Annotated in this window: 14 protein-coding genes; all 14 read right to left on the reverse strand. The window is 49.7% G+C overall.

The genetic code is table 11. The features are described from left to right. Positions 1 to 11: 11 nt before the first annotated feature. Entirely contained in the window at positions 12 to 1,292 is a 1,281-nt protein-coding gene (locus tag BBR47_RS18910) for a dihydroorotase (RefSeq protein WP_015892035.1), read from the reverse strand. Continuing rightward, the gene (locus BBR47_RS18915) at positions 1,259 to 2,200 is read right to left on the reverse strand and encodes an aspartate carbamoyltransferase catalytic subunit (RefSeq protein ID WP_015892036.1); all 942 of its coding nucleotides are present in this window, start codon (positions 2,198 to 2,200) and stop codon (positions 1,259 to 1,261) included. The genes BBR47_RS18910 and BBR47_RS18915 overlap by 34 nt, the downstream gene beginning before the upstream one ends. 258 nt (positions 2,201 to 2,458) lie before the next feature. Then, complete coding sequence (locus tag BBR47_RS18920) at positions 2,459 to 3,808, reverse strand: solute carrier family 23 protein (RefSeq protein ID WP_015892038.1); 1,350 nt, start codon at positions 3,806 to 3,808, stop codon at positions 2,459 to 2,461. Between the two features lie 175 nt (positions 3,809 to 3,983). After that, positions 3,984 to 4,523 carry a bifunctional pyr operon transcriptional regulator/uracil phosphoribosyltransferase PyrR gene (pyrR, locus tag BBR47_RS18925; RefSeq protein WP_007728461.1) on the reverse strand — a complete coding sequence of 180 codons (540 nt, stop codon included), beginning with the start codon at positions 4,521 to 4,523 and terminating at the stop codon, positions 3,984 to 3,986. 224 nt (positions 4,524 to 4,747) lie between these two features. Further along, positions 4,748 to 6,109 carry a PD40 domain-containing protein gene (locus BBR47_RS18930; protein WP_015892039.1) on the reverse strand — a complete coding sequence of 454 codons (1,362 nt, stop codon included), beginning with the start codon at positions 6,107 to 6,109 and terminating at the stop codon, positions 4,748 to 4,750. 99 nt (positions 6,110 to 6,208) lie between these two features. After that, entirely contained in the window at positions 6,209 to 6,610 is a 402-nt protein-coding gene (locus tag BBR47_RS18935) for a VOC family protein (protein WP_015892040.1), read from the reverse strand. 18 nt (positions 6,611 to 6,628) lie between these two features. Then, on the reverse strand, positions 6,629 to 7,558 hold the full coding sequence (locus BBR47_RS18940) for an RluA family pseudouridine synthase (RefSeq protein ID WP_015892041.1): 930 nt from the start codon (positions 7,556 to 7,558) through the stop codon (positions 6,629 to 6,631). 45 nt (positions 7,559 to 7,603) lie between these two features. After that, entirely contained in the window at positions 7,604 to 8,053 is a 450-nt protein-coding gene (gene lspA / locus BBR47_RS18945) for a signal peptidase II (protein WP_015892042.1), read from the reverse strand. A gap of 77 nt (positions 8,054 to 8,130) precedes the next feature. After that, positions 8,131 to 8,772, reverse strand: a complete 642-nt coding sequence (locus tag BBR47_RS18950; RefSeq protein ID WP_015892043.1) for a serine/threonine-protein kinase — start codon at positions 8,770 to 8,772, stop codon at positions 8,131 to 8,133. A gap of 1,081 nt (positions 8,773 to 9,853) precedes the next feature. Further along, positions 9,854 to 11,278 (reverse strand): phosphoglucomutase/phosphomannomutase family protein, encoded by a 1,425-nt coding sequence (locus BBR47_RS18955; protein WP_015892044.1) that lies wholly within the window; start codon positions 11,276 to 11,278, stop codon positions 9,854 to 9,856. Positions 11,279 to 11,296: 18 nt separating this feature from the next. Next, positions 11,297 to 13,258: a glycoside hydrolase family 15 protein gene (locus BBR47_RS18960; RefSeq protein WP_015892045.1), complete on the reverse strand. Its 1,962-nt coding sequence runs from the start codon at positions 13,256 to 13,258 to the stop codon at positions 11,297 to 11,299. 18 nt (positions 13,259 to 13,276) lie between these two features. Beyond that, positions 13,277 to 15,682 (reverse strand): sugar phosphate nucleotidyltransferase, encoded by a 2,406-nt coding sequence (locus tag BBR47_RS18965; RefSeq protein WP_015892046.1) that lies wholly within the window; start codon positions 15,680 to 15,682, stop codon positions 13,277 to 13,279. Positions 15,683 to 15,712: 30 nt separating this feature from the next. Continuing rightward, positions 15,713 to 18,550, reverse strand: a complete 2,838-nt coding sequence (locus BBR47_RS18970) for a 1,4-alpha-glucan branching protein domain-containing protein (protein WP_015892047.1) — start codon at positions 18,548 to 18,550, stop codon at positions 15,713 to 15,715. Between the two features lie 10 nt (positions 18,551 to 18,560). Then, the gene (locus BBR47_RS18975; protein ID WP_015892048.1) at positions 18,561 to 19,181 is read right to left on the reverse strand and encodes a DUF4912 domain-containing protein; all 621 of its coding nucleotides are present in this window, start codon (positions 19,179 to 19,181) and stop codon (positions 18,561 to 18,563) included. Between the last annotated feature and the right edge of the window lies 1 nt (position 19,182).

The raw sequence follows: 19,182 nt of genomic DNA on the forward strand, positions 1-19,182 counted from the left end.
GTCAGTCGTTTTTACACGTTTTGATATACGATCTTTCCATCTACCAGCGTCAGCGTCGGCCAGCCTTTGCATACCCAACCAGCAAATGGTGTGTTGATTCCTTTACTTGCGAATGTGCTTGGGTCAATTGTTTTTTCCGTTTCCAGATCCATCACAGTCAGGTCTGCTGGTGCGCCTACTTCCAGACGTCCATATGGCAGTTTGAATGCTTCTGCTGGCTTCACGGTCAACAGCTCAACCAGCTTCTTCAAGGTCAGCTCTCCCGTTTGTACGAGATTTGTGTACAACAGTGGGAAAGCTGTCTCCAGTCCGACGATTCCGAATGGTGCGCGGTTGATCCCGTTGGCTTTTTCCTCTTGGGTGTGTGGTGCATGGTCGGTTGCGATCATATCAATGGTGCCGTCTTTCAATCCCGCAATCAGTGCAGCGCGATCTTCACGAGAGCGCAGGGGCGGGTTCATTTTCCAATTTGTATCCAGATTGTCCGGGATATCCTCGTCGCACAGCAAGAGATGATGTGGACTGACTTCACACGTTACATTCACGCCAGCGCGTTTTCCGTCGCGTACCAGACGAACCGATTCTTTTGCACTGATGTGACATACGTGGTAGTGCACACCTGTCTGTTCTGCCAGCAAAATATCGCGGCCAACGTGGATGGACTCTGACTCAGAAGGAATTCCTGGGAGTCCGTGTCGAGCTGCAACCACCCCGTCATGCAAAGCTGCTCCCGGGATCAACAGGTCTTCGTCCTCACAGTGAGCGACGATTGCGATACCGAGCTCTGCTGCTTTTTGCATAGCTTTTTTCATCATGGCGGTTGATTGGACACCCACACCGTCATCTGTCAGCGCGAAGATCCCTGCTTCTTTTAACCCAGCGAAATCCGTCAGCTCTTTTCCCAATTGGCGAACAGTAATTGCACCATACGGGATGACGCGCGCCATACCTGCCTCGCTCGCTTTGTCCAAAATGTAGGTCACAGTCTCGACACTATCGATGGATGGTCGTGTGTTTGGCATGCATGCTACCGTTGTAAATCCGCCTTGTACGGCTGCTTTTGCCCCTGTTTCGATCGTTTCTTTATGTTCAAAGCCTGGTTCACGCAGATGTACGTGGGCATCGATGAGACCCGCGCTAATCATACCCCCGTGGCAATCGATCCAATCATGCCCACAGCGATCGAGTGTTTCTCCCATCGCTGTGATTCTTCCCTTTTCCACCAATATTTCCATCGGGGTGAGTTCCCCCGCCTGATTTAGTACGTTGCCGTTGCCAAGGATGATTCCCATGTCATTTCGCTCCCTTTCAAAAGAGTTTCTAGAACTGCCATTCTTGCTGCGACTCCGTTGGTCACTTGGGTTTGGATCAAGGACGTTTCACATTCTACCAAATCGGTATGAATCTCAACCCCGCGATTGACGGGTGCCGGATGCATGATAACTGCGCCGGACTTCATCATTTTGGCTCTATCCAGTGTGAGCCCATGTGCCTTGTGATACTCTTCCTTCGATAGATAGAGGGATTCCGCATGGCGCTCCAGCTGCACGCGTAGCATCATGACCACATCTGCGGTTTGAACCGCTTCTTCCATTTCCACGATTTTCACACCTTGCGGGATATGCGCTGGCATCATCGTAGCGGGACCTGAGAGCAGCAGATTTACACCGAGCTTCGGCAGCGCATGCAGGTGAGAACCGAGCACGCGGCTGTGGCGCAGGTCTCCAATGATCGCAACCGTGAGACCAGAAAGCTTGCCAAACTGCCTTTTCATGGTCAGAAGATCGAGCAGGCATTGGGTCGGGTGCTCATTCGTTCCATCTCCTGCGTTGATCAGCTTCAGGTCTACGCTTTCAGCCAGCTCTTGCAGCAGGCCTTCCTTCTTGGTGCGGATCACGGCTGCTTCCACACCCATTGCTTCCAAGGTGCGGATTGTGTCATAGACCGTCTCGCCCTTTACAGTAGAGGAGGTTTCCGGAATGAAGTTCAAAACATGTGCGCCCAGTCGCTTTTGTGCTACTTCAAAAGAAAAGCGGGTTCTGGTGCTGGCCTCGAAGAACAGATTCGCGACAAACCGTCCGCGCAGGATATCCGCTTGCTCAGTTGGTCTGGCAGCCCAATACTCTGCTCGCTCGAGGAGCTGGATGATCTGTTCTTTCGATAAGTCTTTGAGGCCGATCAAATGCGCTACATTTTTCATCATGAATCCCTCCGATTCTTTAATGTTCAAAAGGAACGGTCAAGCCCGTTCTTTTGCAGACCGCAAGCGGTCAAATCCTGTTTTATGAAAAACGTCGAGACGTTTTTCACAAAGAAAAAACTTCTTGGCATCGCTTTGCATCTGGAGGCAAGCGAGACAAGAAGCTGGTTGAGTGCCTTTTTGGGCAGCCGAAACAGCGTTCTTTGCCTTGCCAGCCTCTCTGGACTGGATTTAAAGGATTGGGAACGTATAGGCTATTTATTTTTGTTCTTCAAGATGCGCTTCTCCCATCGCGGACGCTTTTCCTGGAAGGATCAGGTGCAGAATAATTCCCAGGAAGGTAGAGAGTGCGATATTATCGATGGTCAGGTCGCTCAGGAAAGCGATACCTGTACTTGCAAAACTGATTTTGTATCCGCCGATTCCCGTGACGAGGATGACGGCTGCGAGAATCATGTTGCGCTTGTCTGCAAAATTCACTTTGTGCTCGACGTACATCCGCAAGCCTTGTGCCGCGATGATACCGAACAGGATGATGGAGACACCGCCAAGTACCGGCGTTGGGATTGTCATTAAAATGGCGCTAACCTTACCAGCGAAGGCGAACATGATTGCCAGTACAGCCGCCAGACCGATGACCACTCGACTGTATACCTTAGTCATTGCAAGGACACCGATGTTTTCTCCATATGTCGTTGCTGGCGGACCTCCCAAGATAGCTGCCAGTGAGGTTGCCACCCCGTCTCCGAGCAAGCTGCGGTGCAGACCCGGATTTTTCATCAGATCGCGATCCATGACCTTGCTCGTTACCAGCAAGTGACCCAAATGCTCTGCCAGCGTGACGAAAGCGACTGGTGCGATGACCAGTGCTGCGATCCATGCAGAGCCGTCACCGATCACACTCATCACTTCGGTAAATTTGAAGTGCTCCGCAAACATTTTTTGTGGCGTGATAAACCAGTCTGCTTCTACTACTTTTTGAAAGTTAATCAGTTCAGGGTGACGCAGCAGTGTGTATACATAACCTGTAACCATACCGATCAAGATGGGGATAAGACCAAGGAAACCGCGCAGCATAACTGCTGCAAGCACTGTTATGACCACTGTTACCAGCGAGATTTCAATCGATGTCAATGACATTTGCGATTGACCATCTACAGTGACTTTCGTTGCCATGTCTACTGCTACGCCAGCCAGGCTCAGACCGATCACGACGATGACAGAGGCGATGACAACTGGTGGCAGTACCCGATCAAGCCATTTGACCCCTGCCTTCTTGACGATTCCGGCGACGATGATGTACACAATCCCGGAGAGGAAGCAGCCTAAGAGTGCGGTCCCTACTCCATGTGATTGACTCACGACGATAATCGGACCGATGAAAGCGAACGAAGAACCGAGGTAGTTCGGCAGCTTTCCTTTGGTGATCCACAGGAACAACAGGGTTCCAATCCCACTTGCCATGAGCGCCGTTGCAACATCCAGCCCCGTTAAGATCGGCACCAATACAGTCGAGCCGAACATCGCGAACAAGTGTTGAATACTAAGTGGCAACAATCGCGAAATATGTGGTGTTTCGTCTACATCGATGTAATTTTTCTGGCTCATGCCTGTATGCCCCCTGTGTTGTTTCATTCAAAACTTCTTTTATACAAAAAGCTTCTTTTTATACAAAAAACCTCTTTGTGCGGGCACAAAGAGGCTAGCTTCGCCATAGTCATGGGAAGTATCTTGCCTCTTGCCGACCTCACAGGATCGTTTTTAAAGAGGAATCCTATTCTTTTTACAGTAGCTGTCGGATGGAGACAATGTCCATAACGTCCACTTCTGCCAATTGTACATCGACAATTTCCGTTCTAGCAGTTGGGAGGTTCTTTCCGACGAAATCAGGGCGGATTGGCAGCTCGCGATGACCGCGATCAACCAGCACAGCCAGTTGAATCATCCGTGGGCGACCGTTATCAATCAGTGCATCCAATGCGGCACGCACCGTTCTTCCCGTGTAGAGAACATCATCGACCAGAATCACCGTCTTGCCTGTGATTTGATCCGGTAGCTTGGAGCCTTGCAAAATGGCATCTTCGGACTTGTGCTGAAGATCGTCGCGATAAAACGTAATGTCCAGCTCACCGACTGGGACTTTCACATTTTCAATCATTTCGATTCTTTCCACAAGGCGCTGCGCGAGGTAGATCCCTCTGGTCTTAATCCCCACGATAATGAGATCCTCGACGCCTTTATTTCGCTCAATAATTTCATGTGCGATTCGCGTGAGCGCGCGGCGGATCGCCGCTTCATCCATAATAACGCTTTTGTTGATCATCTCAATATCCCCCTTTTCGACGGGAACAGTGGACCTTACGAAAAAAGGCTCCTTGTCAGGAGACAAGAAGCCTTCGGACAAACTGACCGGACTTTTAAGCGTCCCGCCTGTTTGTCATTCCGTGCCCTTGCCAGCCTCACTGGACTGGATTAAAAGGTTCCATTCGTCATGTAGAATTATGTCACGATTCTGGACGGGTGTCAATGCAGCCCGGAAAAGTCTAACTATTCCCAATAGACGCTGACCCACGGTGGCAAATAGTTCGCATAATACCCAATGTCCCCTGTCATGTTTTTGATCAGCTCGACTTGTTTGTCCGCATTCTCACCAATTCCTTGGATAAACAAGGAGCCGTGCTCCGCTCGATCCAGCCGCAAGAAAAGAAGCTGTTTTCCATCTGGAGACGGCGCAGGATAGTAGTCCGCTGTATTCGCTTCCCCTTTTGTCACCTGCTGCTCCGCTCCATCTGCAGATCGCCGCCAGATGCCTTGTTCCGGTACCATGACCTTCTTCGGATCATACGAATACTCTGTAGCCAAGCCTCTGGTGAAAAGCAGCGTGTACGGAGCTTTTGGAATCCATACCGGATAAGTGTCTACCACCACTGGACCAGGGCTGACTGTTTTGACCTTTCCTGCTCGATCCGCTAGCTTTAACTGCTTGTTAGTCGTGGCGGTCCGGTCAGTACCATCGACAAAAGCCAGCTGTTCGCCATTTGGTGTCCAGGCAAGCCAATCAGGATAAGCCAATCCTGTTCCGAGGTCTATTGGCTTTTTGGCAGGCTGTGTCAAATCAAACCATTGAATCGGTACGCCATCAGCAGACAAGGAGCCTGAGTTATACCTGACAAAGTAGGCCACAGCCTTCCCATCCGGCGATACTTTTAAGCCTGTCGCTGCCCATGGGTAGATGCCTTCCTCCACTCTTGGCGGTTCTGCAATCGGGTAGGCAGCCAACGGTTTACCTGCAAGTGTGCGCAAGGCCAGCGTCATCGGCTTATTTTTTTCGGCTGGTAGTGAAACAAGCATGTTTTCCCCATCCGGCATCCAGGCAAAATCTTCGAAGTCAGCCCTCGTCGTACTTTGCAAAGCTAATTCTCCATGCTCTTGAACGTCTTTTACGATCAGCAATAGTCTCGGGGCTTCATTACGGCCTACATTCACGGTGTAAGCGAGCTTGTTCGCTTTCGGAGACCATTTTGGTGTTTCAAAAACCGCTCGCTCGTCTACCTGCACAGTTTTGCTGCCGTCAGCTCTGACGATCCACACATAGCCTGGTGTCGAGTAATTATCGTTGCCTTTGTATTTCACGAACAGGAGCCACTTGCCATCTGGCGACCAGCCCACGATCTGTGCATAGCCATCCTTGGTGATTTGCTTGATCTTTCCCGTCGCATCCCGTCCATCTACCAAAAACAAATGCTGGTTGCTCGTAAATGCCATTTTTGCCGGAACGCTTACTTCCTTGTTCACACGCTCCGGCCCTTGGCTTTGGGCTACCACCTTTGCTTCACCGTTTGCTGTGACAAGTACAACCAAAAGGACAAAAAGACCGAACAGCTTCCCCCATTTTCCGATCACAGGCATTCACTCCTTACACTCTCTATTGAATGATGAAAAAAACGCCAGAAGAAAGTAATAAGCTCTCTACTAGCGTTTTCCAATCCAACTGCCATTATGTAAGGGTCATAGGAAGACTTGCTGCAACAACAAGAAACGATTGCCATACAGATCCTTGAAAATAACCTCTATGCCATACATTACTTCGTTTGGTTCACTCACAAACTCCACGCCGCGTTGACGCAGTGTTTCGTATGTGGACCAAAAATCATCCGTATGCCAAACCCACATTGGATTTTTGCCGACCTGACGAAGCATTTCCTGCGCAACTTCTTCCCGATGCCAATGGGTAGGGTCATGCAATACAATCTCTAGCTCCTGCCCTGGAAGACCGACGGTGAGCCAACGAGAACCATCATCCATCCGAGAATCCATGCGTTTTTCGAAACCGAGTTTTTCCGTGTAAAACCGCAATGCATCTTCACAGTCGTGAACGTACAGTGTCACATGCGCTAATCTTTTTAGCACGGCTATTCCCCCTGTTCTCTACGCTTGTCTGAGAACTTCGATGACGTCAAGCATTTCCTTCGGCATTGGCGCTTCGAACTCGAGCTGCTCTCCTGTACGGGGATGGATGAATCCCAGCGTTTTCGCATGCAAAGCTTGTCCATCGAGCTCCAATGTATTTTTCGGACCGTATTTCGGGTCGCCCGCCAGTGGATAGTCAATGTACTTCATGTGTACGCGAATTTGATGGGTACGCCCTGTTTCGAGTTTCAATTCCACCATCGTGTACTCTTTGAAGCGCTCCAGCACGATAAAATGCGTAACAGCCGGCTTGCTGTTTTCAAAAACGACCGCCATTTGCTGGCGATTTTTCGGATCGCGCCCGATCGGTGCTTCAATCGTTCCCATTTCATGCGGGATGACCCCATGAACAAGCGCGACATACTTCCGATTGACCGTATGTGCTTTCAACTGTTCAGCCAACCCCATGTGTGCCTTGTCGTTTTTGGCTACCATCAACAGGCCGGACGTATCCTTGTCAATGCGATGGACAATTCCCGGACGCAAAACGCCATTAATTCCGGACAAATCCTTGCAATGTGCCAAAAGCCCATTGACGAGTGTCCCACTGTAATGACCAGGAGCAGGATGCACGACGAGACCACGTGGTTTATTCACGACCACGACATCGCTATCCTCGTATACAATATCAAGCGACATCTCTTCTGGCTGGATCGCCATTTCCTTTGGCGGCGGAACACGGAGGGTCACTTCGTCCTCTGCCTGTAGCTTGTAGTTGTTTTTGATCGGTTCACCATTTACAGTAACACGACCTTCCTTCACCCAAGCCTGTACCTGTGAACGGGACCAATCTTCATTTTGCAGCGTGATAAACTTGTCAATGCGCTCGTTCTTATCTGCTGGGTCTACTGTCCAATCGTAACGTTCAAACAATTGCGTGTCATTCATGTATGTTCTCCACCTATCCGAGCTTTCCCACTATTATTCTCATGACTATCTGTTTTTCTTCCCATCCAGAAAAACATCGAGAAGCAAAATCCCCACACCAATCGTGATGGCCATATCCGCCACATTAAAGATCGGGAAGTGAATCAACGTAAAATCGAGAAAATCTACGACTTGACCGGACATCGCGCGATCAATGAAATTCCCGACGGCTCCACCCAAGACAAATGACAGCGCCAACGATGCACGAGGTTGTTTTTTTCCCAAGCGAATCAAGGAAATGACAATCCCAATCACAACGACAGCGGTAATGGCGATAAAAAACCAACGTCGATTTTGCAGGATACCAAACGCCGCTCCCATGTTTCGATGGGAAGTTAGATGAAAGACGTCCGCGATCAAAGGAATGGATTCTCCCAGTTCCATATACTTCACGATTAAATACTTTGTAAACTGATCAAGCGCAATAATTACTGCCGCAATGAGATAGTACCACAATGGAATGTCCTCCTTATTCTGCTTCGACCAGCAACTGTACAAACACAATGTCAAATGATCATTTTACCAGAGACCGCCTACGTGAACAAGCGCTTTCCTTTTTTGAACAGTCGATAGCCTTTGCGTACGACTTCCAGCATCCACAATGGAATTTTCCATCCGCGATCCTTGATAAATGGCAGATACACCTTGTAATACGCCTTGCGTAAATCTCGCCATTTCGTGTCTGTATCATTGACATAGTAATCCGATACGTCAATCAGATAACCTCGTCCCTGATCCATTAATACATTTTTTCCATGGACATCATGCGGAAACAAGCCCTTCCTGCGGGCCTCTTCTAACGCTTCCTCCACGTCTTCAATCACCTGCGGAGGAATCGGAATACCAAAGCGGACACAGTCAAACAAGGGGATACCGTTCATCCGCGAAATGACCAAGTATCCTTCCCCATAATCATAACAGATGGGGAAGGAACGAGTCTCCCCTAGCTTGCGATAGACTTCGATTTCCTGTTCGGCTCCTGGTCGTCCAGGTGCGTATAGCTTGATTACTACCTTTGGATAGTCCGGGTGGGCAAATACGGCAGCATAATTGCCAGTACCGACCAGTTCCCACGGGTATGGCGTGTGGTGTACAACGACTGGATCATCTGGCGACAGACTCTCCACTTGAACTTCCTGTAAAAAAGCTTGTAATATATGCTGATCGATCCGCATCGTTTCTCATCATCTCTCATCAGTTACCGACTTCGAACTACGTTTAAAACAAAATTAATGAAGGTTCATCTACTACGATCATTCAGACATTTCCTATAAGGGGCAAAAAATCCTTTGCACTGGTTGGGGCCAGGAAGTCCTGTCCGATTCCAATGAAAGGATTGCATATGGACAAGAATACCTCATTTTTTTGATTTGGTAAATGGGAGTCTTGTACGTTGCTGTTGTGGTGGGGAGGAAACAGGAGAAAACGCTCAGATTCTAGGGCCACCTCCTGTGGGATTGACTGCACGACTCCATGCAAAAAGCGAAACCGCGTCCAAAGTGGTCTCTTCAGGATGTGTTTCAGAGGTGGACGCTAAATGCGTGTTTCGCTTTTTGCATTGCGTCTCGGTCGGTGTCCCTAAGATCTTCGCTTTTTTCTCCTGTTTCCTCTACGAGCTTTCTATTTAATCCCGATTTTTTAATACCTGAAAAGAATTGAAGAACCTCATCTGTTTCGGCAGAGAAGAATCCTTAAGTAACTGTCGTGGTGGGGAGGAAACAGGAGAAAACGCTCAGATTCTAGGGCCACCCCCTGTGGGATTGACTGCACGACTCCATGCAAAAAGCGAAACCGCGTCCAAAGTGGTTCTTTCAGGATGTGTTTCAGAGGTGGACGCTTAACGGCGTGTTTCGCTTTTTGCATGGAGTCTCGGTCGGTGTCCCTAAGATCTTCGCTTTTTTCTCCTGTTTCCTCTACGAGCTTTACGAGTTTCCCCCGCTTTTTAAAGCTTTGAAAGAATGAAGAACCTCATCAGTTACGCCAGAGAAGAATATTTCCAGACGTAGCGACTTGTGGAGTCCTACCCAGCGGAGAAGGGATTTGCGGGCAAAAGAAACGCAACCGTGCCCATACGACGAAGCGGCTACCACTTTTGCGTTTCCCCGCGAATCCCTTCGGAGCGGACAGTCCCAACCCAAACCAGGACGGAGCCTGGAGCCTAGACTGGAAATATTCTTCTCTTCTCCGCAGCCGCATAGAAGGACCCCACGCAAAAAGAAGAACCTGGCACATTCATGCAGGCTCTCCCTTCTGAATCTACACATTAATCTCCAAAAACCATTCGTGAATCGCATCTTGCAGCTTCTGCAAGGCTGTCGCATTCGTTGCTTCACAATAGATGCGTACCAACGGCTCTGTTCCAGACGGACGGATTAAGACCCAATGTCCTTCCTCGAGCAACAGCTTGACCCCATCCACTCGTTGAATCTCCAAAACCTGATAAGGACCAATGAGTGCAGGTGGCTTGGCGATCATTTGCTGTACCCATTGATCTTTTTCCGGCAATTTCATATCAAGCCGCGTGTGGAACAGCTCGCCGAATTGCTCGTAGACGTCTCGCAGTATTTGATCGATTCCTTTGTTTTCATACGCGCACATCTCGGCGAGCAGCAAATTGATGAGTACGCCATCCTTTTCCGGGATGTGACCGAGAATACTCGCCCCGCCACTTTCTTCTCCACCAATGAGCACGTCGCCTTTGCGCATTTCCTCACCGATGTACTTGAAACCAACCGGCGTCTCTACGAGCTCCAGACCATAATGCGTAGCCATCCGATCCAGTAGATGCGTGGTTGCTACTGTCCTGACAATCCGTCCGGTCAAGCCTCGATTTTTTCGCAAATGATAGGTGAGCAGGACCAGTGCTTCATTTGGCGTGATATACTGTCCGAAGCGGTCGACGACTCCGAAGCGATCTGCATCCCCGTCATTGGCAAGACCAAGAGATGCCTGGCGTTCTACGACTTCTTTTTTTAATAACTGCAAATGCTTATCGTTTGGCTCTGGCAAATCCCCTCCAAAAGCCGCGTCCGGGACTTCTCTGATTCCGACGTTTTTTACCCCCGCTTCTGACAAAAAACTGCTCACATAGCCCATACCCGCACCATGCATGGCATCGACAACAACGGACAAGGAAGAGTTTTGCAAAACGTCCATGTTTATCATCCGTCTCAGATGCGCCTCGTAATGAGGACGCAGCACAATGACTTGCAGAAGCTTGCGGGCCTTTGCTTCCGCGAGGGAAATCGCACGCACCGATTTGGTCTCGCAGGTTTCGGTGATCCATTCTTCCAATCTTTGCGTGATCGCAGGCGTTGCAGGTCCAGCGTACTCCGGAATGTATTTAATGCCGTTGTATTCGGGTGGATTGTGGCTGGCCGTGATCATGATTGCACCACTCGCTGCAAAATGCTTCACTCCAAAGGCTACGGCAGGCGTTGGCGCTGCTTCGTTCACCAAATAGGTTCGAATGTCATTGGCGGTCAGGACAGCTGCAACCTCCTTTGCAAAGCGTCTCCCCAGAAATCGCGTGTCATGCCCGACCAAAACAGGCTGCTCCTGTTGTCCGATTTCTTTGGTATAGCTGGCGATGGCTTGTGCGACAATACGGACATTCTCGACGGTAAAGCCATCTGCGATTATGTCGCGCCAACCGTCCGTACCGAAACGGATCGTTGTCATCTCCTCATTCTCCCTTCGTTACCGCAACTCATTCACCTTCTCCAAATAACGCAAAACAGTGGCGACATAAGTAGCATGCGACCACGTCAGGGGTGCAACGGATACGGGAGCACCTGTATACGGATCGAGCTGTTCGGATAACACGCCGCTTTGTAGGCCATGCCGTACGACCCAGACCAGTCTGTTCTTTGGCTCTTGGAGTTCATCGAGTGATTTTGCCTTGGCAATTTCCCAATCAGCCACCCATAAGGTGCAAATGATCCATGGATTTCCCGGGACCTTCACCGTGTCATGTGATTTTTTGAAATAGTAATCCCCTTGATAGCGAGCGATTCCACCGATCGCCGTGTCTACGTGCAAACTCTTTTTGACAGCTTCCATTGTCTGCGCAACTCTCGGATCGTCTACAGAAAACACATCAAGCGCAAACAGAGCGAACAAGCTGCTCTCCACCGTGAAATCTTTTTCGACACTCCCATCTGCTCTTACATAAATCCCACGCAGAAAACGCCCGATTTCAGGGTCGTACAGATGTTTTTCCATTGCCTCGCGAATGCGCTCTGCCCCTTCTGCGTAGCGTTTGTAGCGTCGATCATCCCCGAACAACTGGGCGAAACGAGCCGCAGCCATCAAGCCTGCGAAAACCGTAGCACTGGTAAACGTAAAAATTCCTCGTCGCTCTTCCCATAAGTCGTAGCTTGGTTTTGGAAGTTGCAGCTCTGGATGGACATACTCCAGCAAAAAGCGAGCAGCCGGACGAACCAGCGTAGGATAGAGCGCCTGGCAATCTTCAATTTGCTTGCCGCTCTTGAATTGCTCCCAGAGCGCGTACAGCACGAGTGCCGTCTCATCCTCCTGAATCGGAAGCTGAACCTCTCCGTCAACAATATACGGATGCCAACTGGAGCCAACAGACCCGTCTGGATTGTACTTGTGCTGCAAATACCCGTCCTTGTTCAAGGCGTCCGCGCAAAATCGGAAAAATGGTGCGACCACTCCCGTGTAGCCCGCTTTCGCCATCGCACTCGCAATCAACGCCCCGTCTCTTGGCCACATGTAACTGTAATGATCGCGATTAAATTGGAGAATATCCGAGTCATTCGCAGCGAGAATCGCTCCGTTCTGATCGATTTGCGTGCGAACGAGAAGCAAGCTGGTCTTGTACAGATTGACAACCTCTGCCGGAAGATCAGCAAAGTCCCGCTCTTCCTTATTGACCCAACGCTGCCAATACACAGCGACCCGACTGAGCAAACTCTCTGGATCACTTTCGAGTACATATTGGTTCAATCCTTTGACATCCTCATACGATTCACCAATGCACATCCAGTAAAAGAGCTCCTTCTCTTCTTGAGGTTGAAGGATGAGCGAAAAAGAAATCGTACTATCTACGGAGCCTTGTGCAATCGGATTGCCGGACAAAAGACCATCCTCCGCGTCTCTCCAAGTCCCCTCCGCATAGTTGAACCGCTTGATCCCGACGCTATATTGATCGATCCCACCCGTATCCGTTTTTCCATTCGCCATGATATACACATTGCGCTTGTAGTGATAAATCGTACGCAGAACGGGATCAAAAACAGCAGTATCCCCTACCTCTGTCTCATTCAAGCTGAAATCGTGATTAAAAAACAGCCTGACCTCCCGAACCTCGCTCGTCAAATTCCGAACGCACACCTTTTTCAAATAAATCGGGTCACGCTGATGCACCCCATCTGCGATTTGCAAGGAGATGCCCAGATGTTCATGATGCGCATGAACATCTGTCACCAACGACTCCTGTCCGTATCCGAGCTTCCGCGTCCAGCCGTCTTCATCCAGCCAGGAAAAGCGACCTTGCACCCAAATCCCCAGCTTGCTAAAGTGTCCCCCAACATGATTCAGCTGACCAACATACGGAAAATACAGATCTCGCATGTGCAGCTTGTCATCAAAATTAATCAGCAGTTTTCCGTTCCCGACGACGAGCGGTCTCGGCATGCCTTCACGTCCTTTTCGTTATAGGCTGTCGATCTCTCTCTTTTCGTGAAACTGATATTCGGCAATTCGTCTCGCGTAGGAAGAAGCAAGTGTAGCCGCGGTCTCTGCGGTAGCCCCTTGCGAAATTACCTTTACGTGCGAATCCTCTGAATCGGGTAAAATCAGTACCCAGCCATTCGAATCGTATACCTTGATTCCATCGACGAGCTCGAGCAGCTTGCCTTTGTTTTCTTCCATCACTCTGCGCATGACCTTCCCTTTTGCTGCCCATGGGCAAAAAACAGTCTTTTTCTCCATATGGCACGCTGGCAACAATTCCAGCAAAACGCTAAGCGGCTTTTCCTCAGAAGCCAGATAAGAAAGAATTCTCATGAGGCTGTACACAGCGTCAAACATCGGATGAAAACGCTGTTCGCTCGATACCTCCATCATGGATCGCGGCGAAACCTTGGTGCGTACAACCTCCATTTGCAACAGCTGGGCCATATGCTCCAATTCAATCGGTGCACTCACAGGAAGGCCAATTCGCCGATGTTGACCACTGCACGCCAATAGCTGCAGCGCCGTGATCTGTTCAGTTGCGAGCTTCTCTCCATGCTCGGTAAACAAGACAAATTGCTCGCCATTTTTATCGAGACGAACGCCCAAATCCGCTCCCTTTTTACGAATACCTTCTTGTATCGAGCTGTAATCGACAGTAACTCCCAGTGCATGCAAAAGAGGCGCAAGAAAAGTCGGAAAAAAACGCTGTTCACAATCGATCAGCAGGTGGAAGCGCTGACGCTGGATGGACGATACATTCAACTGTTGGACCAAAGCATGGAGATAAGCTTCTTGTACGTGATGCTCGACTTGCAGTGCTCCCAACCGATTCAGGTTGCGAATATAAGTCTCTTGCCAGTAGGCATTCTCAATTTTGCGCTCCAGATCACGAGAAATCGGCAAGCCCGCGTGATCGATGAATTGGATGACAATCTCTTTATCATCCACTGGCTCGGCCATATAAATATGTATGCCGCCTTTGCAAGCCAGAGAGCGCACGCCATACCGGATCAAGGGTGAATTCCCAATTCCGAGATCGACCGTATCAATTCCGGAAGAGCACAAGCTCGTCATGATGCTATGCTTCAATAACTGAGCAAAAGGGTGTGCGCATGCCGAGAGCGCAATTTTGTCCCCCGCTTGTAGTAAATACGCATAGGCAGCCGCAAGTCTTGTAACAAATTCGGGCGTGATGTCAACATTGCCAATGCCCTTGATTCCGTGCGTTCCAAACAAATTTTTGGTTTGCTTGGCACCGTAGATAAGCGAGGTGGTGACAGTCGCATTTTCCCCGACTTCCTTATTCGGCCAAATTTTGATTCCTGCCTTTACCACTGACTTCGCCCCAATGAGGCACTGGTCTCCAATGACCGCCCCTTCCCCGAGTTGTACACAATCTGCAATTCGGGTGTTGCGGCAGAGAGTCGTTCCTGTGATCTCTGCTTTTTTCCCAATGACACTGTTTTCCCAAATGATCGTTCTGGAAAGCTTCGTACCGGAAGAAATCACTGTATTTTTCCCCAGAATGGAATAAGCACCAACGGCAACTCCAGCTTGCAGGTGTACATTTTCACCGATATAGACAGGGCCTTCCAAACGGACCGATGAATCGATGCGAACATCATTTTCCAAGAAAATACGCGGTGCGATTTCCTGTGCTTTTATTTCGAGATGTACGCGTCCATCCAGCAAATCAAACTGGGCTTGCTGGTATACCTCTAAAGAACCAATATCAGACCAATAGCCGCTTGCCTCATAGCCATATAGAGGCTTTGCTGCTTGTAAAAACGACGGGAAAATTTCCTTGCTGAAATCCACTTCCCGCTCCTCTTCTATATAAGACAAGACCTCTGGCTCGCAGACGTATATCCCGGTATTCACCGTATCGCTAAAAACCTCCGCCCAGCTCGGCTTTTCTAAAAAACGGGTAATGCGTCCGCCCTCGTCTGTCATGACAACGCCAAATTCCAGCGGTGTTTCAACCCGCGTCAAAATCAACGTAGCCAGTGCATTATTTTGCTCATGAAAACGTATGGCTGCCGACAAATCGATGTCTGTCAACGTATCTCCACTGATCACGACAAAACGCTCATCGAGAAAATCCGCGCAGTTTTTCACGCTGCCTGCCGTGCCCAAAGGAATGGCTTCTTCAAAATAGACAAGCGAAACACCGTAGCGAGATCCATCACCAAACGTATCGCGGATGACGTCAGGCAGATACTGGAGTGTCACTGCTATCTCTGTAATCCCATGCTTTTTCAATAGATCAATCGTGTACTCCATGCAAGGCCGGTTTAAGAGTGGCACCATTGGTTTTGGCGTGTGGCATGTTAACGGACGTAGTCGTGTACCTTTTCCCCCAGCCATGATTACTGCCTTCATCTTCTTTTCTTCCTCCTTCATCGTTGCAATCTAGGTTGTCATGCCGATTTCCGCAGGTACGCTAAGTGAACGGTATAGATCGATGGTTTGACTAGCCAGAAGTGTCCAGTTATAAAACTGTTTAACATCTTGCATGGCCGTTTGGGCCAGTTGATGCCGCTGATCAGGGTCGCGCAGTAGCCAGCGGAGTTGATTCGTCAAGGATTCAGGGTCGCCTGTGTACATCATGGCGCCGTTTTCGCCGTGGCGAACGATCTCTCGCAGCCCTCCCGTATCCGCAACCAGAACAGGAGTCCCTAGAGCCATCGCTTCCAGCGCAACAATTCCAAAAGGCTCATACAAGCTCGGGAATACTGCCACATCAGCCAGGGCGAACAGCTCATCTCGCCTTCCATCGTCTACGAAGCCCAAGAAGCGGACCTGTTCAGAAAGTCCCATCTGATGAACCAATAGCTTCCACTCGTCTTGCATCGGTCCTCTGCCAGCTATGAGCAACCTCGCATGCGGAAACTCAGCGCGTAGCCTTGCCATAGCTTCTAACAAGAGGTGAACACCTTTTTCCTGAACCAAGCGCCCTACAAAAAAGAGAACAGGACCATCCCCTATCGCCAATTCCTGTCGAAGCTGTTCACGATTTACCTCCGTTAGGGGAATGAGATCGACACCATTGTGAATGACACGTAAATGGGAGGAGGGTGTTCCGAACAGGCGCTTGACTTCCGACTCCATATACTTGCTGCAAACGATTATTGCGTCAGAGCTTTGTGTTAGCGTACGTTCACACTCATGGATCCTTTGCTGCAACGGTGTATGAATACCTTGATGCCGACCATGTTCCAAAGCATGAATCGTGCTGACGAGCGGAAGAGAGTACCTCTGTTTCAGTTCGATTGCAGCCCAGCTAACTAGCCAATCGTGAGCGTGGATGACATCTGGTCGCACCCCGAGTGACCAGAGCTGATAGATAGCATCGACCATCGCCAAATTCAGTTGAAACACCCATGCCAGAAAGTCGGCTTGTTCAGAAGGAATGTACGTAGGCAAACGGTGTACGTGAACCCCTTCCATCATCTCCTCTACGGCGCATGAATCTGTCGCACGTGTCAGCACATGCACCACGATTCCTTGCTGGGCAAGATGCCTGGCGAGATCGTAGACAGCCCGACCTAGCCCCCCTACTACATGAGGGGGAAATTCCCATGCAAGCATTAAAACTGTTTTTGTCGAAGACTGATCTTGCGCAGCCGCTACCAATTGACGCGATACGTTCACTCTATGCGTTTGTTTAGGCAAATAGAACGTGATATCCACGTCAGGAAAGATCGGAAAGTCAGCTTCTGCTTGTGTAATTGCCTCTTCATCCAGTCGATGCTCCCGATACATCGCCAAGAGAGCCCGCATGCGAACCAAATGGTCATGAACGCGTTGCACCGCATACCGAGTGACCGTTTGACCGTCTAAAATAAACGCCCAATCACTGCTTTGGGCCAGCATCAATTCCCGTGCAGCCTGCTTGAGGCACCGTAACGCAAGCTGATCTCCTTTCTTTTCAGAATAGGTAATAATCGCTGTGATCAATTCCCGCTCCGCTTGATGCAGATGCCTGTATATCCAGCCATTGTTCTCGTTCAGCCAGACTTCTCCGTAGCCATTTCTCCCCCATGTTGACATCGGCAAGTGACCGCGATCCTGCTCTGGATACTCCTCCAAATATTCAGATGGTGTCATTAATTTCACTTCTTTTGAATCACACACCGTTTTGCGCATGAGAAAATCCAAAAACTGCGGACCCTCGAACCACCAATGACCAAACAGCTCCGCATCATAAGTGGCGACGACCAATGGCTTGCGGTCCATCCATTGACTGGCTTCCTCCACTTGACGCTCTCGGTGATACAAGAAATGTCCCGCATGTGACGCTGCTTTTTCGCGCGCCCAGCTTGGCTCATACCAGTCTTTATCCCCTTGTTTTCCGGTGATCCGATAATATTTCAAACCGGTATGCACGCGAATGCCTTCAGGATGGATGTACGGCTCGATGTAGCTCATCTCCCTGTCAAATCCGATATCCCGGTAGTATTCACGGTAGTCATAGTCCCCTGGATAACCATCGATCGAGCTCCATACCTGGCGGGAGGCCACTTCATCACGAGCAAAGGCAGCCACATCATGCGGCGTGAACAAGGGAGCCAGCAACCCTCTGCGAGGTAAAGGCGTCGCATGCTCTATCGTGTGACTGTCTACAAAGAAATACCGAAGCCCTGCCTCTTTCAGCAAGCGATCCAGTCCAGGTGTATACCCGCACTCTGGCAACCAAATTCCCTTCGGACGTCTTCCCAGAATCCGCTCATGCGTATCGATCCCTACCAGAAGCTGTGCCCGAATCGCCTCTTCTGTTTCCACATAGGGCAAAAAAGAGTGCGTGGCTGCGCAAGTGATGAGTTCGAGGCATCCACTGTCCGCGATATGCCTAAAGGCCTTGATCAGTTGAAAATCCCACTTGCGGCAGTAGGCAATGATCGTTCGAAAACGCTCCACATACATTTTGGCGATACGGTTTTCTTGAGGTTGACCTGTGGTTCGTTTGACTTCCTTCCCAGCCAATTCCACGGTTTTCGCTAGGTGTGTGCGAAAACGCGTCACGATCAGATCATCATCCAGCATGGAAAGTAATGTCGGTGAAATAGCAAGGGTCATGCGAAAAGCGATGCCGTCTGAGAGGAGCTTGTCGAAAACCATGAGCAAAGGAAGATAGCATTCCAGCATGGCTTCATACACCCAGCGCTCTTCCAGGCGATCGTCCCGATCCCCGTGTCGAACATAAGGCAGATGGGCATGCAACACGAGGGAGAGATAACCTTTGTGCACAAATGACACCTCACTTATTTGATGTTTTGGTATACAACGAGTAGGAGGAAAAGTTCTCAAACCAGGAAGGTGTAGCTGGATCGTGGGCGGGCTCCACTAACGGTTCCCCCCAGCTAGCTTTTGAATGGCGTGGAGTAACTACCGTTTCCGAGCGTAATATCGGACAAAACCGATTGTGTTCATATAAACCAAAATCAACCATATATGTACGTCCTGGCTCTACATCATTCACGTACCAGGAATAAGCCTCTTCGTGTACAAACACATCTCGGACGGAATGCGCATTTTTTCCATCAAATAAACGTTCAGTCACATCATACAGCCGCAATCCCTTCTGAATGTGACGATAATCGGCTTGCAGGTACGAAGCGACCATTCTCATGCGTGGCCAAGTGATTTCCCAATAGATGAATAACACAGTCGGTCCTTGTGCCATGACTTTGACAAGATCCCGACCATAAAACGCAGGTAATTGCCATTCCAATTCCGTTCTAGCGGAAGGTGGTGCCTCTGGCTTCGCACGGTCTTTTTGCAGGCGATACTTCACTTGACCGATCGTTAAGCCGATCTCTTTGGCAATTTGTGCAATGGACATGGATCGTGAACGCAGTTCGAGAATTTTTTCCAGCATC

This window comes from Brevibacillus brevis NBRC 100599, assembly GCF_000010165.1.
Classification (GTDB): Bacteria; Bacillota; Bacilli; order Brevibacillales; family Brevibacillaceae; genus Brevibacillus; species Brevibacillus brevis_D.